The sequence below is a fragment of the Embleya sp. NPDC020630 genome, assembly GCF_044334985.1.
Taxonomy (GTDB): Bacteria; Actinomycetota; Actinomycetes; order Streptomycetales; family Streptomycetaceae; genus Embleya.
Genome location: NZ_JBIRUB010000002.1, coordinates 93,109 through 110,502, shown reverse-complemented (window position 1 = coordinate 110,502; position 17,394 = coordinate 93,109). Strand labels below are relative to the sequence as shown.

General features: G+C 71.3%; 17 protein-coding genes. 4 read left to right on the top strand and 13 right to left on the bottom strand.

The features are described 5' to 3' along the window. Nucleotides 1–38 precede the first annotated feature (38 nt). Complete coding sequence (locus tag ACH4XV_RS06610) at nucleotides 39–527, top strand: YajQ family cyclic di-GMP-binding protein (protein ID WP_078975776.1); 489 nt, start codon at nucleotides 39–41, stop codon at nucleotides 525–527. A gap of 228 nt (nucleotides 528–755) precedes the next feature. On the opposite strand, the gene ACH4XV_RS06605 is transcribed toward ACH4XV_RS06610, so the two are convergent. The 13 genes from ACH4XV_RS06605 to ACH4XV_RS06545 all read right to left on the bottom strand — a co-directional run bounded on the left by ACH4XV_RS06605 (nucleotide 756) and on the right by ACH4XV_RS06545 (nucleotide 12,805). Continuing rightward, the gene (locus tag ACH4XV_RS06605; protein ID WP_395787224.1) at nucleotides 756–1,721 is read right to left on the bottom strand and encodes a glycosyltransferase family 2 protein; all 966 of its coding nucleotides are present in this window, start codon (nucleotides 1,719–1,721) and stop codon (nucleotides 756–758) included. Nucleotides 1,722–1,877: 156 nt separating this feature from the next. Then, entirely contained in the window at nucleotides 1,878–2,282 is a 405-nt protein-coding gene (locus ACH4XV_RS06600) for a YccF domain-containing protein (RefSeq protein ID WP_395787223.1), read from the bottom strand. Nucleotides 2,283–2,376: 94 nt separating this feature from the next. Then, a complete protein-coding gene (gene htpX, locus ACH4XV_RS06595) occupies nucleotides 2,377–3,237 on the bottom strand; it encodes a zinc metalloprotease HtpX (RefSeq protein ID WP_380005517.1) in 861 nt (286 codons plus the stop codon). Nucleotides 3,238–3,409: 172 nt separating this feature from the next. Further along, nucleotides 3,410–4,960 (bottom strand): NADH-quinone oxidoreductase subunit N, encoded by a 1,551-nt coding sequence (locus tag ACH4XV_RS06590; RefSeq protein WP_395787221.1) that lies wholly within the window; start codon nucleotides 4,958–4,960, stop codon nucleotides 3,410–3,412. Nucleotide 4,961: 1 nt separating this feature from the next. Next, nucleotides 4,962–6,467, bottom strand: a complete 1,506-nt coding sequence (locus ACH4XV_RS06585; RefSeq protein ID WP_395787220.1) for a NuoM family protein — start codon at nucleotides 6,465–6,467, stop codon at nucleotides 4,962–4,964. A gap of 52 nt (nucleotides 6,468–6,519) precedes the next feature. Further along, nucleotides 6,520–8,418 (bottom strand): NADH-quinone oxidoreductase subunit L, encoded by a 1,899-nt coding sequence (locus ACH4XV_RS06580; protein WP_395787218.1) that lies wholly within the window; start codon nucleotides 8,416–8,418, stop codon nucleotides 6,520–6,522. Further along, complete coding sequence (nuoK, locus tag ACH4XV_RS06575) at nucleotides 8,415–8,738, bottom strand: NADH-quinone oxidoreductase subunit NuoK (RefSeq protein ID WP_078975783.1); 324 nt, start codon at nucleotides 8,736–8,738, stop codon at nucleotides 8,415–8,417. Before nuoK ends, ACH4XV_RS06580 begins: the two co-directional genes overlap by 4 nt. Before the next feature lie 4 nt (nucleotides 8,739–8,742). Further along, nucleotides 8,743–9,303 (bottom strand): NADH-quinone oxidoreductase subunit J, encoded by a 561-nt coding sequence (locus tag ACH4XV_RS06570; RefSeq protein ID WP_395787217.1) that lies wholly within the window; start codon nucleotides 9,301–9,303, stop codon nucleotides 8,743–8,745. Then, on the bottom strand, nucleotides 9,300–9,854 hold the full coding sequence (locus ACH4XV_RS06565; RefSeq protein WP_380005525.1) for a NuoI/complex I 23 kDa subunit family protein: 555 nt from the start codon (nucleotides 9,852–9,854) through the stop codon (nucleotides 9,300–9,302). Before ACH4XV_RS06565 ends, ACH4XV_RS06570 begins: the two co-directional genes overlap by 4 nt. Further along, nucleotides 9,854–10,810 (bottom strand): complex I subunit 1 family protein, encoded by a 957-nt coding sequence (locus tag ACH4XV_RS06560; protein WP_126636207.1) that lies wholly within the window; start codon nucleotides 10,808–10,810, stop codon nucleotides 9,854–9,856. Before ACH4XV_RS06560 ends, ACH4XV_RS06565 begins: the two co-directional genes overlap by 1 nt. Then, a complete protein-coding gene (locus tag ACH4XV_RS06555; RefSeq protein ID WP_395787216.1) occupies nucleotides 10,807–11,844 on the bottom strand; it encodes an NADH-quinone oxidoreductase subunit C in 1,038 nt (345 codons plus the stop codon). The genes ACH4XV_RS06560 and ACH4XV_RS06555 overlap by 4 nt, the downstream gene beginning before the upstream one ends. Continuing rightward, nucleotides 11,841–12,443: an NADH-quinone oxidoreductase subunit B gene (locus ACH4XV_RS06550; RefSeq protein WP_395787214.1), complete on the bottom strand. Its 603-nt coding sequence runs from the start codon at nucleotides 12,441–12,443 to the stop codon at nucleotides 11,841–11,843. Before ACH4XV_RS06550 ends, ACH4XV_RS06555 begins: the two co-directional genes overlap by 4 nt. Next, a complete protein-coding gene (locus ACH4XV_RS06545) occupies nucleotides 12,434–12,805 on the bottom strand; it encodes an NADH-quinone oxidoreductase subunit A (RefSeq protein WP_078975789.1) in 372 nt (123 codons plus the stop codon). Before ACH4XV_RS06545 ends, ACH4XV_RS06550 begins: the two co-directional genes overlap by 10 nt. A gap of 269 nt (nucleotides 12,806–13,074) precedes the next feature. Here ACH4XV_RS06545 and ACH4XV_RS06540 point away from each other — a divergent pair, with 269 nt between their 5' ends. The 3 genes from ACH4XV_RS06540 (at nucleotide 13,075) to ACH4XV_RS06530 (ending at nucleotide 17,366) form a co-directional block, all read left to right on the top strand. After that, the gene (locus ACH4XV_RS06540; protein WP_395787213.1) at nucleotides 13,075–14,409 is read left to right on the top strand and encodes a sensor histidine kinase; all 1,335 of its coding nucleotides are present in this window, start codon (nucleotides 13,075–13,077) and stop codon (nucleotides 14,407–14,409) included. 149 nt (nucleotides 14,410–14,558) lie between these two features. Then, nucleotides 14,559–15,203: a response regulator gene (locus ACH4XV_RS06535; RefSeq protein WP_380005535.1), complete on the top strand. Its 645-nt coding sequence runs from the start codon at nucleotides 14,559–14,561 to the stop codon at nucleotides 15,201–15,203. A 300-nt stretch (nucleotides 15,204–15,503) separates the two neighbouring features. Then, a complete protein-coding gene (locus ACH4XV_RS06530) occupies nucleotides 15,504–17,366 on the top strand; it encodes a 2-oxoacid:acceptor oxidoreductase subunit alpha (protein WP_380005537.1) in 1,863 nt (620 codons plus the stop codon). The last annotated feature ends 28 nt before the right edge of the window (nucleotides 17,367–17,394 follow it).

Here is a 17,394-nt window from a genome sequence, read left to right as displayed (position 1 = left end):
CCCTCCCTGTCAGATCCCACAGAAAGCGATTCCGAGCCTTGGCTGACTCCTCTTTCGACATCGTGTCCAAGGTCGACCGTCAGGAGGTCGACAACGCGCTGAACCAGACCTCGAAGGAGATCGCGCAGCGGTTCGACTTCAAGAACGTCGGCGCGCACATCGGCTGGACCGGCGAGCAGATCGAGATGCGCGCCAACTCCGAGGAGCGCGTGAACGCGATCCTCGACGTGTTCCAGGGCAAGCTGATCAAGCGCAGCATCTCGCTCAAGTCGCTCGACGCCGGTGAGCCGAAGGCGTCCGGCAAGGAGTACAAGATCTTCGCGTCGATCCAGGAGGGCATCTCCCAGGAGAACGCGAAGAAGGTCTCCAAGATCATCCGCGACGAGGGCCCCAAGGGCGTCAAGGCGCAGATCCAGGGCGACGAGCTGCGTGTGTCGTCGAAGAACCGGGACGACCTCCAGGAGGTCATCGCGCTGCTCAAGGGCAAGGACCTGGAGTTCGCGCTCCAGTTCGTGAACTACCGCTAGTCGCGGTCGTCGCCGCGCGGCGGCGTGGTGGCGATGTCATGGCGACGTGGGCTCGGTGGCCCGGCGTCGACCGGGACGAAGGGCACGACGAGGGTCCGGGGAGGGGTCGCCTGCCGGCGGCCCCTCCCGCGGTTCTCGCCGTGCCCTTCGTGCGTGTCGGCGGCGGGCCACCGAGCCCACGTCGCCAGGCCCTGTCCGGCGGATCTTGGCGGGTTCGCCGGACAGGGTCTAGCGGGGCGCCGCCGCCTTGGGCTCGGTTGCGGTTCGGGTGGTCAGGACCTCGGTCAGGTGGGTGGGGACCCGGTCTTCCTCGAGGCGGCCCGTGAAGCCCGCGTGGAGCACTCTGAGGGCCTCCTCGTAGGCGAAGGGGGCCAGGTCCGCGCCCGTGGCCAGGTGTTCCTGGGCGATCGCGAACATCGTCAGCGCGTGCCGGCGGAACCTCGCGACGCGGCCCGTCGGCGGCACCGGCCAGCGGGCGATCACCGTGCGGTAGGTGTCCTCGTACTGGCTCAGCCACGCGACCCGGGCCGCCATCCCGCCCGCCAGGCTCGCGTCGGCCGGTTCCCGGTGGTAGACCACCCCCGGCTCGGACAACCGGGTGAACGACCAGCCCCGGTCGTGCACCAGGCGCAGCCACAACGACCAGTCGACCAGGATCGGCAACTCCGGGTCGAAGCGGAACCACGACGCGGGCGCGGTGTGCGCGGGGTTGCGGGCGACCACGGCCGTGGTCGGGACGAAGTTGGCCACCGAGAGCATGTCCGGGTCGTACGGGAAGTCGTAGCGGTACGGGCTGCCCGCCGGGATCTCGCCCGGCACCGCCCGCTCCCCGCTCAGCACGCAGTCCGCGTACACGGCGTCCGTCCCGGAGTGCTCCAGCGCGGCCAGGGCCCGGTCGAGGTGGCCCGGCAGGTACAGGTCGTCGTCGTCGAGGAAGGCGACGAAGCGGCCGGTGGCGATCTCCAGGCCCGCGTTGCGCGCCGCGGCCGGCCCCCGCGAGCGCGGGAACGACAACAGTCGCACGGTCATCCCGCGCACCCCCAGCGGCAGCACCCCCGCCACGTCCGCGCCGCCGTCGTTGATCACCACCACCTCGATGCCGCGGATGCCCTGGAGGGCCACGCTGCGCAGGGCGTCGGCCAGTTGGGCCGTGCGATCCCGGGTGGGAACGATGACACTGACCGTCGCCGCCACGGCAACCTCCGCGCTTCCCGAGGTGGGATCAACAGGGCTTACCGGTGGATTTCGCCACACCGGTGTCTCGACCCATATCGACACACCGGGTGCGCGACTACAGCGATCGGGTGCTCGTCTCCCTCGTACGAGACCTCCCGATTGGCCTGTCCGGGCTCAGACGCCGACGTGCATCGGGTCGCTCGTCGAGACGATCTCGCGGCCCAGCGGGGTGAGCGAGACCGGGATCAGCTTGAAGTTGGCCAGGCCCAACGGGATGCCGATGATCGTGATGCACAGGAGCACGCCGGTGACCAGGTGGCCGAGCGCCAGCCACCAGCCGAACAGCACGATCCACAGGATGTTGCCGAGCATCGACCCGGCCCCGGCGTCCGGACGCCACTCCACCCGCCGCCCGAACGGCCACAGCGCGTACGCCGCGATCCGCCAGGCCGCGATGCCGAGCGGAATGGTCACCACGAGGAAGAAGAGCAGGAAGCAGACGATGCCGGCGACCGCGTAGCCGATCGCGAGCCAGAAGCCGGCGAAGACGAGCCAGATGACGTTCAGGACAGTTTTCACGAGGGTTGTTCTACCCCGGCCCAGGCCGACATGCCGTCACCCATAGGACTGACCGCGGCGAAATCACGAGGCCGCGCACCACTCGCGAGAACACTTACCGCCCCGCCATCTGCTCCAGCCGCGCGATCCGGTCCGCCATCGGCGGGTGGGTCGAGAACAGCTTGCTCATCCCGCCCGCGCCCCGCCGGAACGGGTTGGCGATCATCAGCGAGCTGGTGGTCTGCAACTTCGGCTCCGGCGGCAGCGGCAGCGCCTGGGTGCCCGCGTCCAGCTTGCGCAGCGCGCTCGCCAGCGCCAGCGGGTCGCCGGTGAGCCGGGCCCCGGAGGCATCCGCCTGGTATTCACGCGATCGACTGACGGCCAACTGGATGACACTGGCCGCCAGCGGCCCCAGGATCATGATGGCCAGCATGCCGAACAGGCCGGGGCCCTCGTCGTCGTTGCTGCGGCCGAACGGGATCAGCCAGGCGAAGTTGACCAGGAACATGATCACGCTGGCCAGCGCGCCGGCCACGGACGAGATCAGGATGTCCCGGTTGTACACGTGCGACAGTTCGTGCCCGATCACCCCGCGCAGCTCCCGCGCGTCCAGGATGCGCAGGATGCCGGTCGTACAGCACACCGCCGCGTTGCGCGGGTTGCGGCCGGTGGCGAACGCGTTCGGCGCCTCGGTGGGCGAGATGTACAGGCGCGGCATCGGCTGGCGCGCGTCGTTGGAGAGTTCGCGCACGATCCGGTACAGCTCGGGGTTCTCCGCCTCGCTGACCGGACGCGCCCGCATCGAGCGCAGCGCGATCTTGTCGCTGTTGAAGTAGGCGTAGCCGTTCGTCGCGAGCGCCACGAACAGGGCGATGATCAACCCGGTGCGCCCGAAGAAGCTGCCGACGACCAGGATGAGCGCCGACATCCCGCCGAGCAGTACGGCGGTCTTCAGTCCGTTGTGCTGGCCGTGCACGGCAGAGTCCTCTCGAAGCGTCAGCGTCCAGGGGTGACAATGCGGGCCCGTGCGGGGTATCCGCCGGCTTGTCGCCCTCTGCCCGTTGTCTCTTCTTTCGCAACGGGACAACGCCACCCAGAGTTCCCTTCCGAGGCGGGCGTAACCCCCCGCCTCGGGACGGAACCGCAGGTCAGCCGAGCAGCCCCGGCATGGTGAGCACCCGCAGGACCAGCTGCGGCGCGACCGAGAGCAGCACCCCGAGCGCCCCCGTGAGCACGAGCGCGGCGACCAGCGGAAGCGGCATCGGGGCCGTCCCGGTACGCACCCCGGCCGCCCCCTCGGAACCCGCGACCGGCGGCATCCCCGGCGCCTCGGCCGCGAACAGCTGCGCCGTCCACGCCAGGTAGTAGTACAGGCCGATCACCACGTTGACCGCCATCACCACGGCCAGCCATCCGGTGCCGGCCCCGATCACCGCCTGGAACACCGTCACCTTGGCGAACAGCCCGGCCAGACCCGGCGGGATACCGGCCAGGCACAGCAGGAAGAACGCCATCGCGAGCGCCGCGACCGGATGCGCGCGGAACAGGCCGCGATGGTCGGCGACCAGCCCGCCCCGCTCGCGCGCGACCAGCGTCACCACGGCGAACGCGCCCAGGTTCATCACCGCGTACACCGCCAGGTACGCCACCGCCGCGGGCAGCGTGTCGGCCAGGTCCTCGCCGTGCCCGGCGGCCGTGCCGAACGGCACCAGCACATAGCCCGACTGGGCGATCGAGGACCACGCGAGCAGCCGTACCGCGTCGGTCTGCCGCAGCGCGGCCACGTTGCCCGCGGTCATCGTCACCGCGGCGAGCACCGCGAGGGCCGGCCCCCACAGGTGCGCGTACGGGCGGAAGGCGATGCCGGCGACGAGCAGCAGCCCGGCGAAGCCCGCGGTCTTCGAGACCACCGACAGGTACGCGGCGACCGGGATCGGCGCACCGCGATAGGTGTCCGGCGCCCAGGCGTGGAACGGCACCGCCGCGACCTTGAAGGCGAACCCGATCATGGTCAGCACCGCGCCGGTCGCGGCCACGTGGGTGAGCTTCGGATCGAGCCGGTCCAGCTCGCCCGCGATCCGGGCCAGATGCACGCTGCCGGTGCTCCCGTACACCAGGCTCACCCCGAACAGCAGCACCGCGGTTGCGCCGGCCGAGAGCAGGAAGAACTTCAGCGCCGCCTCGCCGCCCCGGCCGTCCCGGCGCAGCCCGACCAGCGCGAACGCGGGCAGCGACAACGTCTCCAGCGCGACCACCAGGGTGAGCAGGTCGCGGGCCCCGGCCAGCGCCACCGCGCCGGTCACCGAGGACAGCAGCAGAAAGTGGTACTCCCCGCCCGGCACCTCCGACGAATCGCCCGCCCCCTCGACGCCGTCCGCCCGCACCATCGGCATCGACAGCAGCACCACCACGAACGCCGAGCCGAGCAGGACCAGCTGTAGCACCAGGGTCAGATCGGTGACCACGTACGAACAGCCCGACGGCGAGCAGAACGTTCCGCGCGCGTCGTCCCCGTCCGCCCGCAGCGGCAACAACAGCACCAGGCCCGCGCCGAGCCCGGCCAGCGTCAGCCAGGGCAACACCGCCTTGCGCGCACCCTCCAGGAACAGGTCCGCGAGCAGCACCACGAGCGCGGCGACCGCGACCGCGACCACCGGAGAGATCGCGAGCCAGTCGATCGACTGGACGTCGAACGGCATGTCAGCTGCCTCCCATGAGGGCACGCACGGCCGGGTCGGTGATCGCGAGCAGGGTGGCCGGCCACAGCCCGGCGACCAGCGTCAGCGCGACGAGCGGGGTCCACACCACGAGTTCCGGACCGGTCACGTCCACCTCGGCGGCCGGCTCGCCGCCCGCCGGTCCCATGCAAAGCCGCCGGACCAGGCCGAGCAGATAGGCCGCGGTCAGCACGGTGCCCAGGCCGGCGATCGCCAGGAAGGTCCGGTAACCGCCGACGGACAACCCGGCGCCCGGCTCGTACGCGCCGTACATCGCCAACAGCTCGCCCCAAAAGCCCGCCAGCCCCGGCAGCCCGAGCCCGGCCACCGCGCCGAACGCGACCAGGGCGCCCAGCCGGGGCGTACGCCCGTACATCCCGCCGCCCAGCCGGCCGAGCAGCGCCGTGCCGCGCCGGTCCTTGACCGCGCCCGCCAGGAAGAACAGCAGGCCGGTGACCAGTCCGTGGCCGATGTTGACGAACAGCGCGCCGTTGACGCCCTGCGGGGTGAGCGTGGCGATGCCAAGCAGCGCGAAGCCCATGTGGCCCACCGACGAGTAGGCGATGATGCGCTTCAGGTCCCCGTCCGGGTCGCGCAGCAGCGCCAGGCACACCAGCGACCCGTACACGATGCCGACCACGCCGAACGCGGCCAGATAAGGCGCGAACGTCTCGGCGCCCTCCGGCAAAACCGGCACCGCGATCCGGATCAGGCCGTACGTGCCCATCTTGAGCAGGACGCCCGCCAGAAGGACCGAGCCCGCCGTCGGCGCGGCGGTGTGCGCGTCGGGCAGCCAGGTGTGCAGCGGCCACATCGGCACCTTGACCGCCAGGCCCAGGCCGATCGCCAGGAACGCGAGCACCTGTACGCCGTGCGACATGCCCTCGCCGTGCCGGTCGGCGAGTTCGACCATGTCGAAGGTGCCGGTCTCGGCCTGGATCAGCAGGAAGCCGAGCAACATCACGGCCGAGCCGAGCAGCGTGTACAGGATGAACTTGTACGACGCGGGGCCGCGCTCGCCCGGACTCCCCCACCGATTGATCAGGAAGTACATCGGCACCAGCACGACCTCGAAGAACAGGAAGAACAGGATCAGGTCGAGGGCCGCGAAGGTACCGAGCGTGCCGGTCTCGAGGACCAGGAACAGCGCGACGAAGGCCCGCGAGGAGCCGCCCGGCGGAATGTTCCACAGGCTGTGGACAGCGACCAGCAGGGTCAGCAGCGCGGTGAGCACGAGCAGCGGCAGCGAGATGCCGTCGATGCCGAGGTGGAACCGCAACCCGAGCGAGGGCGCCCAGGACACGTCCGTCTCGAACCGCATCCCCCGCCCGCGCCGGAACGCGCAGGCCAGTGCGACGGCGCCGGCCAGGGTCGCCGCGGTGGCGCCGACGCCGATCAGCCGGGCCGCCCGATCACCGACCCCGGGCAGCAGGAGCAGGGCGGCACCGAGCAGCGGCGCGGCCACGACGAGGATCAGCACGACGCTCACCGCGGGGTCTCCTGGGCGTGAAGGGGCGTCGGGGGAAACGACCGGGGGCGGATCACGAGCCCACCGCCACCGCGAGGGCGAGCACGACCACGCCGGCGAACAGGCCGGTCAGATACAGCCGGGTGTTGCCGTTCTGGCCGCGGCGGATCCCGCCGCCGAGCAGCCACGCGCTCTGCGCCGCGCCCTTGACGTAGGTGTCGATCACGGCCCCGTCGGTGAACCGGGCCGCCTTGGCGGCCGCTCGGACCGGGGTGAGCACCAGCGCCGCGTACAGCCCGTCCACATCGAACCCGCGCAACGCCGGGCCGCGCACCGGACCGAGCACCCGGGCCGGGTCGGCGGCCGGATCACGCCGCCACGCCGCGGCGACCGTACCCGCGCCCAGGAGCAGCGCGACCAGCGCCAATCCCGTGGTCAGCGGATGCGGAGTCAACTCGTCGTAGCCGAGTTCACCGCCCAGTGAGGGCAGCCCGGGGAAGGCCAGGAAGCCGAACAGCACGGTGGGCACGGTGAGGACCACCAGCGGCCACACCATCGCGCCCGGGGCCTCGCCGTGTCGGCCCCGCCCGGGTTCGCCGTAGTCCGCCGCGTCCGCGTGCGCCGGCACCTCCGCACCGGGCGCCGCCTCGCGCGTCGGCCCGAAGAACACCCGCAGCCAGACCCGGGTCGCGTAGGCCGCCGTCACCGCGGCCGTCAGCAGCCCCGCCACCAGCACCAGCCAACCGGCGACGGCGGGCACCGAACCGTGCCCGGCGGCGGTGTGCTCGGCCGCGCCGAGCACCGCCTCCTTGCTGAAGAAGCCGGAGAACGGCGGCACACCGGCGAGTGCGGCCAGACCCGCCGTCATGGTCCAGAACGCGATCGGGGCGCGCCCGCGCAGGCCGCCCATGCCGGCCAGCGCGCCGGTCCCGGCCACGTGGATCAGCACACCCGCGCCGAGGAAGAGCAGCGCCTTGAACGCGCCGTGCGAAAGCAGGTGGAACACCGCCGCGTCACGCCCGCCGACCGCCAGGCCGCCGGTCATGTAGGCGAGTTGGCCGACCGTGGACCACGCGAGCACCCGCTTCAGGTCCTCCTGGGCGAGCGCGGCGAGCGCCGAGCCGACCATCGTCACCGCGGCCATGACGGCGAGCACGATCAGCGTCGGGTGCGCGGCCAGGAACGCCGGGTAGAGCCGGGCCACCAGGTAGGCGCCCGCGGCGACCATGGTGGCCGCGTGGATCAGCGCGGACACCGGGGTGGGGCCGGCCATCGCGTCGGGCAGCCAGGTCTGCAGCGGCACCTGGGCCGACTTGCCCGCGACGCCGCCCAGCATCAGCAGGGTGCCCGCGGTGACCCAGCCTGCGCCGCCCTCGGGCACGGCCGCGAGCACGTCGCGGATCCGGAACGAGTCGGCGCCCGCGGCCAGGACGAGGATGCCGATCAGGAACGGCACGTCGCCCAACTTGGTGACCACGAAGGCCTTGATCGAGGCCGAGCGGGCCGCCTCCGTCTCCCAGTGGTGGCCGATCAGGAAGTAGGAGCAGACGCCCATCACCTCCCAGCCGACGAGCAGCACGATCAGGTCGCCGGTGTAGACCACGAGCAACATCGCCGCGGTGAACAGCGAGACCAGCGCGGCGTAGGAGGAGTAGCGCGGGTCCTCGCGCAGATAGGCCGCCGAGTAGACCTGCACGAGCAGCGCGACCACGGTGACGAGCACCGCGGACAGCGCGGCGAGGCCGTCCACGCGCAGCCCGAGGGTGATGTCGAGGGCGCCGGTGGGGGTCAGCCGCACCGCCGACTCGCGCACGTCGCCGCCGATGCCGGCGGCCGGCACGATCGTGAGCACGGTGGCGGCCAGGCCGGCGGGTACGGCGATCAGGACCGGGCGCACCCGGCGTCCGAACAGCAGCCCGAACAGGGCGGCGAGCGCGGGCAGTGCGATGGCCGTCGCGGCGGCGACCGTCATACCGACCCCTCCTTGTGCTCGGCCAGCTCGCGCAGGTCGGGGATGTCGGCGGTGGCCCGGTTGCGGAACACCATCAGCACGATCGCCAGGCCCAGGCCGATCTCGGCGGCGGCGATGGTGATCACGAACAGGGTCAGCGCCTGTCCGGCGTGCAGCGTGTCGCGCAGGTACATGTCGAACGCGACCAGGTTGACGTTGACCGCGTTGAGCATGAGCTCGATCGACATCAGCACCAGGATCGCGTTGCGGCGCGCGAGCACCCCGTACAGCCCGATGCCGAACAGCAGGACGGCCAGGACGAGCGGATAGACCAGATGCATCGGGTCAGTCCTTCCGATCCGAGCGCGCGCGGGCCCGGGAGCGGGAGAGCACGACGGCGCCGATCAACGCGGCCAGGAGCAGCACGGACAACACCTCGAACGGCAACACCCACACCTTGAACAGGCTCTCCCCGGTGACCTTCGTGGTGCCCACGGTGTCGTCGCCCAGGTGGAGGTAGGCGGTCCGGAACGCGTCCACGATCACGGTGACCAGGGTCGCCGTGGCGCCGAGCGCGACCGCGGCGGCCGGGATCCGGGCGGTGCGGTCGGCCGGTTCCGAGTAGCCGATCGGCGCCTTGGTGAGCATCAGCCCGAACAGCAGCAGCACCACGACCGCGCCGACGTAGATCAGCACTTGGACCCAGGCGATGAACTCGGCGGTGAGCAGCAGGTACTCGGCGGCCAGGCCGCCGAGGGTGACCACCAGCCACAGCGCGGCGTGCACGACCTGACGGGTGGTCACCACGAGCAGCGCGGAGCCGAGCACCACCAGGCCGATCAGCACGAACGCGATCTCCGCGCCGGTGGGCGAGAGGAACCCGTGCTCGGTGGCGGCGAGATTCACGGTGTCTCCTCCGCGTCCGACGCGGCGGCCCGGGCCGCGGCCGCGGCCTTCTCCGCCTTCTCCACGGCCTTGCGGGCCTGGGTCAGCTCCTTGGGGTCCTCGGCGCGCTCGTCGAGGGCGGGCGGCGGCGGGACCGTCCACATCCACTCGCGCAGCCGGTCCTTCTCGTGCGTGAGCTCGTGGATGTCGCCCGTCGCGTACTCGAACTCGGGCGACCAGAACAGCGCGTCGAACGGGCACACCTCGACGCAGATCCCGCAGTACATGCACAGCGCGAAGTCGATCGCGAAGCGGTCGAGCACGTTGCGGGTGCGGTCGCGCGCGCCGGGTTCGCGGGCGGGCACGACCTCCTTGTGCGAGTCGATGTAGATGCACCAGTCGGGGCATTCGCGCGCACACAACATGCAGACCGTGCAGTTCTCCTCGAACAGCGCGATCACCCCGCGCGAGCGGGGCGGCAGTTCGGGGAGCACCTCCGGATAGGACTGGGTGGTGCTGCGCCGGGTGAGCGTCTTGAGGGTCACCGCGAGGCCCTTGGCCAGGCCCTTCATCAGGTCGCCACCTTTACCACGCCGGTCAGGACGAGTTGGCCGAGCGCGAGCGGGACGAGCGTCGTCCAGGCCAGCTTCTGCAGCTGGTCCTCGCGCAGTCGCGGGTAGCTGACCCGCAGCCAGATCACCACGAACGCGAGCACGCCGATCTTGAGCAGGGTCCACAACCAGCCGACCGAGTCCGACCACGGCCCGTGCCAGCCGCCGAGGAAGAGCACGGTGGTCAGCGCGCAGACGACCAGGATCCCGGCGTACTCGGAGAGCAGGAACAGCGCGAAGCGCAGGCCGGTGTACTCGGTGTAGGCGCCGAAGATGATCTCCGAGTCGGCGACCGGCATGTCGAACGGCGGGCGCTGGATCTCGGCGAGGCCGGCGGTGAAGAACACCACGCCGCCGATCGCCTGCCAGGGCAGCCACCACCACTCGAAGCCCTCGACGATCCCGGGCAGCGACACGGTGCCGGCGGCCATCGCGACCGAGGCCGCGGCGAGCAGCATGGGCAGCTCGTACGCCATCAGCTGGGCCGCCGCGCGGATGCCGCCGAGCAGCGAGTACTTGTTGGCCGACGCCCAGCCGCCCATCAGCGAGCCGAGCACGCCGACGCCCATCACCGCGAGCACGAACACGATGCCGGCGTCGATGGTGCGGCCGACGAATCCGTTCGGGCCGATCGGGATGGCGATCAGCACCACGAAGTAGGGGATCAGCGCGACGGCCGGCGCGAGTTTGAAGACCCGGCGGTCGGCTCCGGCCGGGACGATGTCCTCCTTCTGGGCGAACTTGACGCCGTCGGCGACCAGTTGTGCCCAGCCGTGAAAGGCGCCGGCGTAGATCGGGCCGACCCGGGCCTGCATGTGCGCCATCACCTTGTGCTCGGTCTGACCGATCACCAGGGGCAGCACGAGGAAGGCCCCGAGCACGAGAACGAGCCGGAGGCACACGTCGAGGAGACTCACGGGGTGTCCCCTTCGGCGGGTTCGGTCGGATCGGTGGACTCGGCGGGCTTGGTCGGCTCGGCGGGCTTGGTCGGCTCGGCCGGCTTGGTCGGCTCCACGGGTTCGGCGGCCTTCGTGGGCTCGGCCCCAGCGGGCCCGGGGGGCGGAGCGGGCGCGGCGGATTCGGCCGGCCCGGTGGGCTCCGCAGGTGCGGCGGGCTCTGCGGTGGGCGGTGCCTGGGCCGGCTGCGCGGCCGGCGGCGTCTGGCTCGCGGATCCCTGGGACGCGCTGCGGGTGCGCCGCGCCGGGGGCGCACCCTCCGCCGCCTGGCTCGCCGATCCGGCCGAGGCGCTGCGGGTCCGGCGCGGCGGCGCGCCCGCGCCCTCCGTCGTCCCCGTCCCGGCCTGGCTCGCCGACCCCGCCGACGCGCTGCGGGCGCGGCGGGGGCGCTCCTCGGCCGCCGCCGCGGCCTCGGCCGCCGCCTCCTCCTTGTGCGGACCCCACGAGGCCGGGTCCGGCACACCCGGCGGCAGTGTGCGCCGCCGACCCGGCGAGCGCCCGGGCCCGCCGCCGTGGTCGGACTCGCCCGGCTCCTTGGCCCCCGGCCAGGGCTTGGCCACCCGCGCGGCCAGGACGAACTCCTTGCGCAGCGGATGCCCCTCGAACCCGTCCGGCAACAACAGCGGATCCAGGCCGGGGTGCCCGGTGAAGTCGATCCCGAACATCTCGTGCGTCTCGCGCTCGTGCCAGCGGGCCCCCGCGTACACCCCGGTCACGCTCGCCAACACCGCGCTCTCGCGCGGCACCCGGGTACGCAGCAGCAGCCGGGGCCCGCGCGGGATGGCGCACACGTGGGCGACCACGCCGAACCCGTCCGCGAGTTCGTCCACCCCGGTGAGCCAGTCGAAGAACGCACAACCGAGCCGATCGCGCGCCGAGGTCAGCGCGTCGACCCAGTGCTCGGGCGCGACGTCGAGCGTGACGAGCCCGTAGGCGTCCGACACGGCGAGCACCAGTTCCTCGCCCACCCCGGCGCGGATCTCCTCCGGGGTCATCCGGCACCCCCGGCCGGCGGCGCGGGCGGCGCGACCGGCGGCCGGCTCAGCGCGGCGGCGGGCAGCGTACGCCCGTACCGCGCGGCCGGGTTCTCCACCGCGATCCGCTCCTGGAGCTTGAGGATGCCCTGGAGCAGTGCCTCCGGCCGAGGCGGGCAGCCCGGCACGTACACGTCGACCGGCACGATCTGATCCACGCCCTTGGTGACGCAGTACGAATCCCAGTACGGCCCACCGCAGTTGGCGCACGACCCGAACGAGATGACGTACTTGGGCTCGGGCATCTGCTCGTACAGCCGCTTGATCGCGGGCGCCATCTTGTCGCTGACCGTGCCCGACACGACCATCAGGTCGGCCTGGCGCGGCCCGGGCGCGAAGGGGATCACGCCGAGGCGGATGAAGTCGTGCCTGGCCATCGACGACGCGATGAACTCGATCGCGCAGCAGGCCAGGCCGAAGTTGAACACCCAGAGGGAGTAGCGCCGCCCCCAGTTGAGCACCAACCGCACCGGGTCGGGCGCCAACCGGGAGAGCACCCCGAGCCGGGGTGTCGGCAGATCGACCGGCGGTCGATCCGCGGGAGCGGGTGTCACGTCCATGCGAGCACGCCCTTCCGCCACGCGTACAGCAGTCCGGTGGCCAGGAAGCCGACGAACACGAACATCTCCACCAGGGTCGTGGCGCCGAAGCCGGGCGCGTCGAAGACCGTCGCCCAGGGGAACAGGTAGATCGCGTCGACCGCGAAGATGACGTAGAGATAGGCGTAGAGGTAGTAGCGGATGTGCACCTGCGCCCAGCCCACCCCCACGGGGTCGACACCGCACTCGTACGTGGTCAGCTTCTCGTGCGTGGGTACGCTCGGTCGCAGCAGTCGCCCGCCGACGAACGCCACCGCGACGAAGGCGGACGCGACCAGCAGCACCAGACCCACGAGCGCGTACGTTCCGTAGTAGCCCTCCACCCGGCGCCTGCCTCCCGATCGACATTGCCTCGACGTTGCGTGGACGTTGCGTATCTTTGTGGCACGGGAGTCTAGGGGGGTTGCGCCGGACCTGTCCCCGGTGTCCGGTCCGGTCGACCCCGCCGGACCGGTGACGTCCGCCCCGGCCCCAGGTGGTAGGGACAACCCCACCCCCAAGACACCGACCCGCGCCATGGGACCCGTCCGGGCCTCCAGGCAGAGTTGACCCAACGGATCGGCTTCTCTCCCAGCGAGGCAACTCCATGTCCATGCCCTCACCCGTGACTGCCTACGACGGGTCCACAGGTGATGCCCCGGCTCGAACCCGGCCGGGCGTCCTGCGCGCGCCGTTCACCGTGCGCACGTGGACCGACACCATCCATCTGGTGCTGAATCTGCCCGTCGGCATCGTCGGCTTCACCTACGCGGTGGTGTTCATCGCGCTCGGCATCGGGCTGACCCCGCTGTTCCTGCTCGGGTTGCCGCTGATCGTGCTGACCCTGCTCGGCGCTCGCGCGTTGGGGCGGATGGAGCGGGCCCGGGCGAGCGCGCTGCTCGACGAGCACGTCCGCGCTCCGGCACCGATGCGGCACCCGCCCGGGTGGATGGGCTGGATCAAGGGGGGATTGACCGACCGTACGGGGTGGCGGGCCTGTCTCTACCTGTTCCTGCAACTGCCCTGGGGCGTCTTCACCTTCGTGGTCACCACGGTGTTGTGGGCGACCTCGCTGAGCGCGATCACCTATCCGCTCACCCAGCCGCTGTACCGCCAGGCCGACATGCCGGGCGCGATGATCTCCGGCGACGGGCCGAACGAGCCGGGCGTGGACCACTACCTCGCCGGGCCGGGCCCGGTGTCGCTGACCGTGGCGGCCGGGGTGGTGCTGTTCTTCGTCACCCCGTGGCTAGTGCGCGGGATGGCCAACGTGGACCGGGTGATGGTGCGCGGGCTGCTCGGCCCGGCCTTCCTGTCCGAGCAGGTGCGCGACCTGACCGTCTCGCGCGGCGCGGCGGTCGACACCGCCGCCTCGGACCTGCGGCGGATCGAGCGCGACCTGCACGACGGCGCCCAGGCACGGCTCGTGGCACTGGCGATGGACCTGGGCATGGCGAAGGAAAACCTGAACGCGAGTCAGGACACCGAGACCGCGCGGATGGTGTCCTCCGCGCACGACGAGGTCAAGCTCGCCCTCCAGGAACTGCGCGACCTCGCCCGGGGCATCCACCCGGCGGTGCTCACCGACCGGGGTCTGGACGCGGCGCTGTCCTCGATCGCGGCCCGCTGCACCGTCCCGGTCCGGGTCGAGGTGGATCTGCCGGAGCGCCCGCCCGCGCCGATCGAGTCGGTCGCCTACTTCTGCGCGTCGGAATTGCTGACCAACGTCTCCAAGCACGCCCGCGCCACGCACGCGTGGGTGACGGTGGGCCACGAGGACGGCCGGATGTACCTGATCGTCGCCGACGACGGCGCGGGTGGCGCCGCCACCGGCAAGGGCTCCGGTCTGGCCGGCCTCACCGAGCGGGTGCGCGGTGTGGACGGCACGCTGCACGTGGACAGCCCCGAGGGCGGGCCGACCCGGGTCACCGTGTGGTTGCCGCTGTGAGGTTTTGTCGGGGGTGACCCCCGCCCTCCCGATCGGGACGGCCGGCCGCGGTTTCGGCCGAAGTACACCGCATCCGTTCGAATCCGGAAGACTGTAGGCCGCACCCGCCGTCCGGGTGCGGCCTACCGGATTTGGGGGATGTGAACGCAGTGCGCGTCGTCATCGCTGAGGATTCCGTACTACTTCGGGATGGTTTGTCCCGATTGTTGACCGCTCGTGGCCACGAGATCGTGGGAGCGGTCGGCGACGCCGAGCAACTGGTCGCGGTCGCGACCGAGCTGCGTCCCGATGTCTGCGTGGTGGATGTGCGCATGCCGCCGACGCACACCGACGAGGGCATCCGCGCGGCGGTGAAGATGCGCGCGACGCTGCCCGAGGTCGGGGTGCTTGTCCTGTCACAGTACGTCGAGGAGCAGTACGCGACGGAACTGCTCGCGGGCAACACCAGCGGCGTCGGCTATCTGCTCAAGGACCGGGTCGCCGACGTCGGCGAGTTCGTCGCCGCGGTCGAGCGGGTGGCCGGCGGCGGTACCGCCCTCGATCCCGAGGTGGTCTCGCAACTGCTCGGCCGCTCGCGCAAACGGGATGTGGTGGAAAAGCTCACACCGCGCGAGCGCGAAGTACTCGGTCTGATGGCCGAGGGGCGCACCAACGCTGCCGTGGCGCAGGCTTTGGTGGTGTCCGACGGAGCGGTGGAGAAGCACGTCAGCAACATCTTCGGCAAGCTCGGCCTGGCGCCCAGTGACACCGATCACAGACGTGTGCTCGCGGTACTCGCCTATCTCGGATCCTGACATCGTAGGGATCGAATTACTGGACCCATGCAATCATCCGGTCGATCGCAGGCGCCGTCCAAGCCGGGGACGGGCCTTTGCTTTACTCGGATACCGCAGTGTTTTGCTCGGATTCAGCCGGATTTGTACCGCTTGCGGGCCATGTCCGGAGCGTGACGCCGCTCACGTCGCGCGCCAGGGCGGATCCCCGCCCGTTCGCGGGGGGCACCACGGTGTCCCTCCGTGCCGCCGTACGATGAAAACTGCGACATCCGCGCGGTGCGCGGACCAACCGCCGCAGCGCCGAGGAGGTCCTTCCCCGTGACCAAGCAGGTCAAGCAGCTCGACCGGGTCGTGATCCGGTTCGCCGGCGATTCCGGTGACGGAATGCAGCTGACGGGCGACCGTTTCACGTCCGAGACGGCGACGTTCGGAAACGATCTGTCGACCCTTCCCAACTTCCCCGCCGAGATCCGGGCGCCCGCGGGCACCCTGCCTGGCGTGTCGAGCTTCCAACTCCACTTCGCCGACCACGACATCCTGACCCCGGGCGACGCGCCAACCGTCCTGGTCGCGATGAACCCGGCCGCGCTCAAGGCCAACATCCGCGACCTGCCGCGCGGGGCCGAGATCATCGTCAACACCGACGAGTTCTCCAAGCGCGCGATGGCCAAGGTCGGCTACCCGACCAGTCCGCTGGAGGACGGGTCGCTCGACGCCTACAACGTGCACGCGATCCCGCTGACCACGCTGACGGTCGGCGCGCTCGCCGAGTTCGAGATCTCCAAGAAGGACGCCGAGCGGGCGAAGAACATGTTCGCGCTCGGGCTGCTGTCCTGGCTGTACCACCGCCCGACCGAGGCGACCATCGACTTCCTGCGGCGCAAGTTCGCCAAGCTGCCGGTGATCGCCGAGGCGAACGTGGCGGCGTTCAAGGCGGGTTGGAACTTCGGCGAGACCACGGACGACTTCGCGGTCTCCTACGAGGTGGCACCGGCGAAGCTGCCCTCCGGCACGTATCGCAACATCACCGGCAACCTCGCGCTGTCCTACGGCCTGGTGGCCGCCGGACAACTGGCCGAGCTGCCGGTCTACCTGGGTTCGTACCCGATCACCCCGGCCTCGGACATCCTGCACGAGCTGGCCAAGCACAAGAACTTCGGCGTACGCACCTTCCAGGCCGAGGACGAGATCGCGGGCATCGGCGCCGCGCTCGGCGCCTCGTTCGGCGGCGCGCTCGGGGTGACCACCACCTCCGGTCCCGGTGTCGCGCTCAAGTCCGAGACGATCGGCCTCGCGGTCTCGCTGGAGCTGCCGCTGCTGATCGTCGACGTGCAGCGCGGCGGGCCCTCCACCGGGCTGCCCACCAAGACCGAGCAGTCCGACCTGCTCCAGGCCATGTTCGGCCGCAACGGCGAGGCGCCGGTGCCGATCGTGGCCCCGCAGACCCCGTCCGACTGCTTCGCCGCCGCCGTCGAGGCGGCCCGGATCGCGCTGAAGTACCGCACCCCGGTCTTCCTGCTCTCCGACGGCTACCTGGCCAACGGCTCCGAGCCGTGGCGCCTGCCCGAGACGTCGGAACTGCCGGACCTGCGGGTCGCGTTCGCCACCGAGCCGAACCAGGAGAACGCGGACGGAACCAAGGAGTTCTGGCCGTACAAGCGCGACCCCGAGACGCTGGCCCGCCCGTGGGCGGTGCCCGGCACCCCGGGTCTGGAACACCGCATCGGCGGCATCGAGAAGGCCGACGGCATCGGGTCGATCTCCTACGACCCGGCCAACCACGACCTGATGGTGCGCACCCGCCAGGCCAAGGTGGACGGCATCGCGAAGGACATCGACCCGCTGTGGGTCGACGACGCGACCGGCGACGCCGACGTCCTGGTGATCGGCTGGGGCTCCACCTACGGCCCGATCGCCGCGGCGGTACGCCGGGTGCGGGCCGCGGGCGGCAAGGTCGCGCAGGCCCACCTGCGCCACCTCAACCCGTTCCCGGCCAACACGGCCGAGGTGCTGCGGTCGTACGACAAGGTGATCGTCCCGGAGATGAACCTGGGTCAGCTCGCCCTGCTCCTGCGCGGCAGGTTCCTCGTGGACGCCATGTCGTACAACCAGGTTCGCGGGCTGCCCTTCAAGTCCGAGGAACTGGCCCACGTGATCCGGGAAGTGATCGAGAGTGTCTGAGTCCGCGAACGGCGCCGGCGGTTTCCCC

What these genes read in the sequence shown, in the direction of transcription:
- nuoK (WP_078975783.1), bottom strand. Translation starts at nt 8,738, where the DNA reads ATGCATCTGGTCTATCCGCTCGTCCTGGCCGTCCTGCTGTTCGGCATC.
- ACH4XV_RS06550 (WP_395787214.1), bottom strand. Translation starts at nt 12,443, where the DNA reads ATGGACGTGACACCCGCTCCCGCGGATCGACCGCCGGTCGATCTGCCG.
- ACH4XV_RS06565 (WP_380005525.1), bottom strand. Translation starts at nt 9,854, where the DNA reads ATGAAGGGCCTGGCCAAGGGCCTCGCGGTGACCCTCAAGACGCTCACC.
- ACH4XV_RS06580 (WP_395787218.1), bottom strand. Translation starts at nt 8,418, where the DNA reads ATGACGGTCGCCGCCGCGACGGCCATCGCACTGCCCGCGCTCGCCGCC.
- ACH4XV_RS06590 (WP_395787221.1), bottom strand. Translation starts at nt 4,960, where the DNA reads ATGCCGTTCGACGTCCAGTCGATCGACTGGCTCGCGATCTCTCCGGTG.
- ACH4XV_RS06555 (WP_395787216.1), bottom strand. Translation starts at nt 11,844, where the DNA reads ATGACCCCGGAGGAGATCCGCGCCGGGGTGGGCGAGGAACTGGTGCTC.
- ACH4XV_RS06540 (WP_395787213.1), top strand. Translation starts at nt 13,075, where the DNA reads ATGCCCTCACCCGTGACTGCCTACGACGGGTCCACAGGTGATGCCCCG.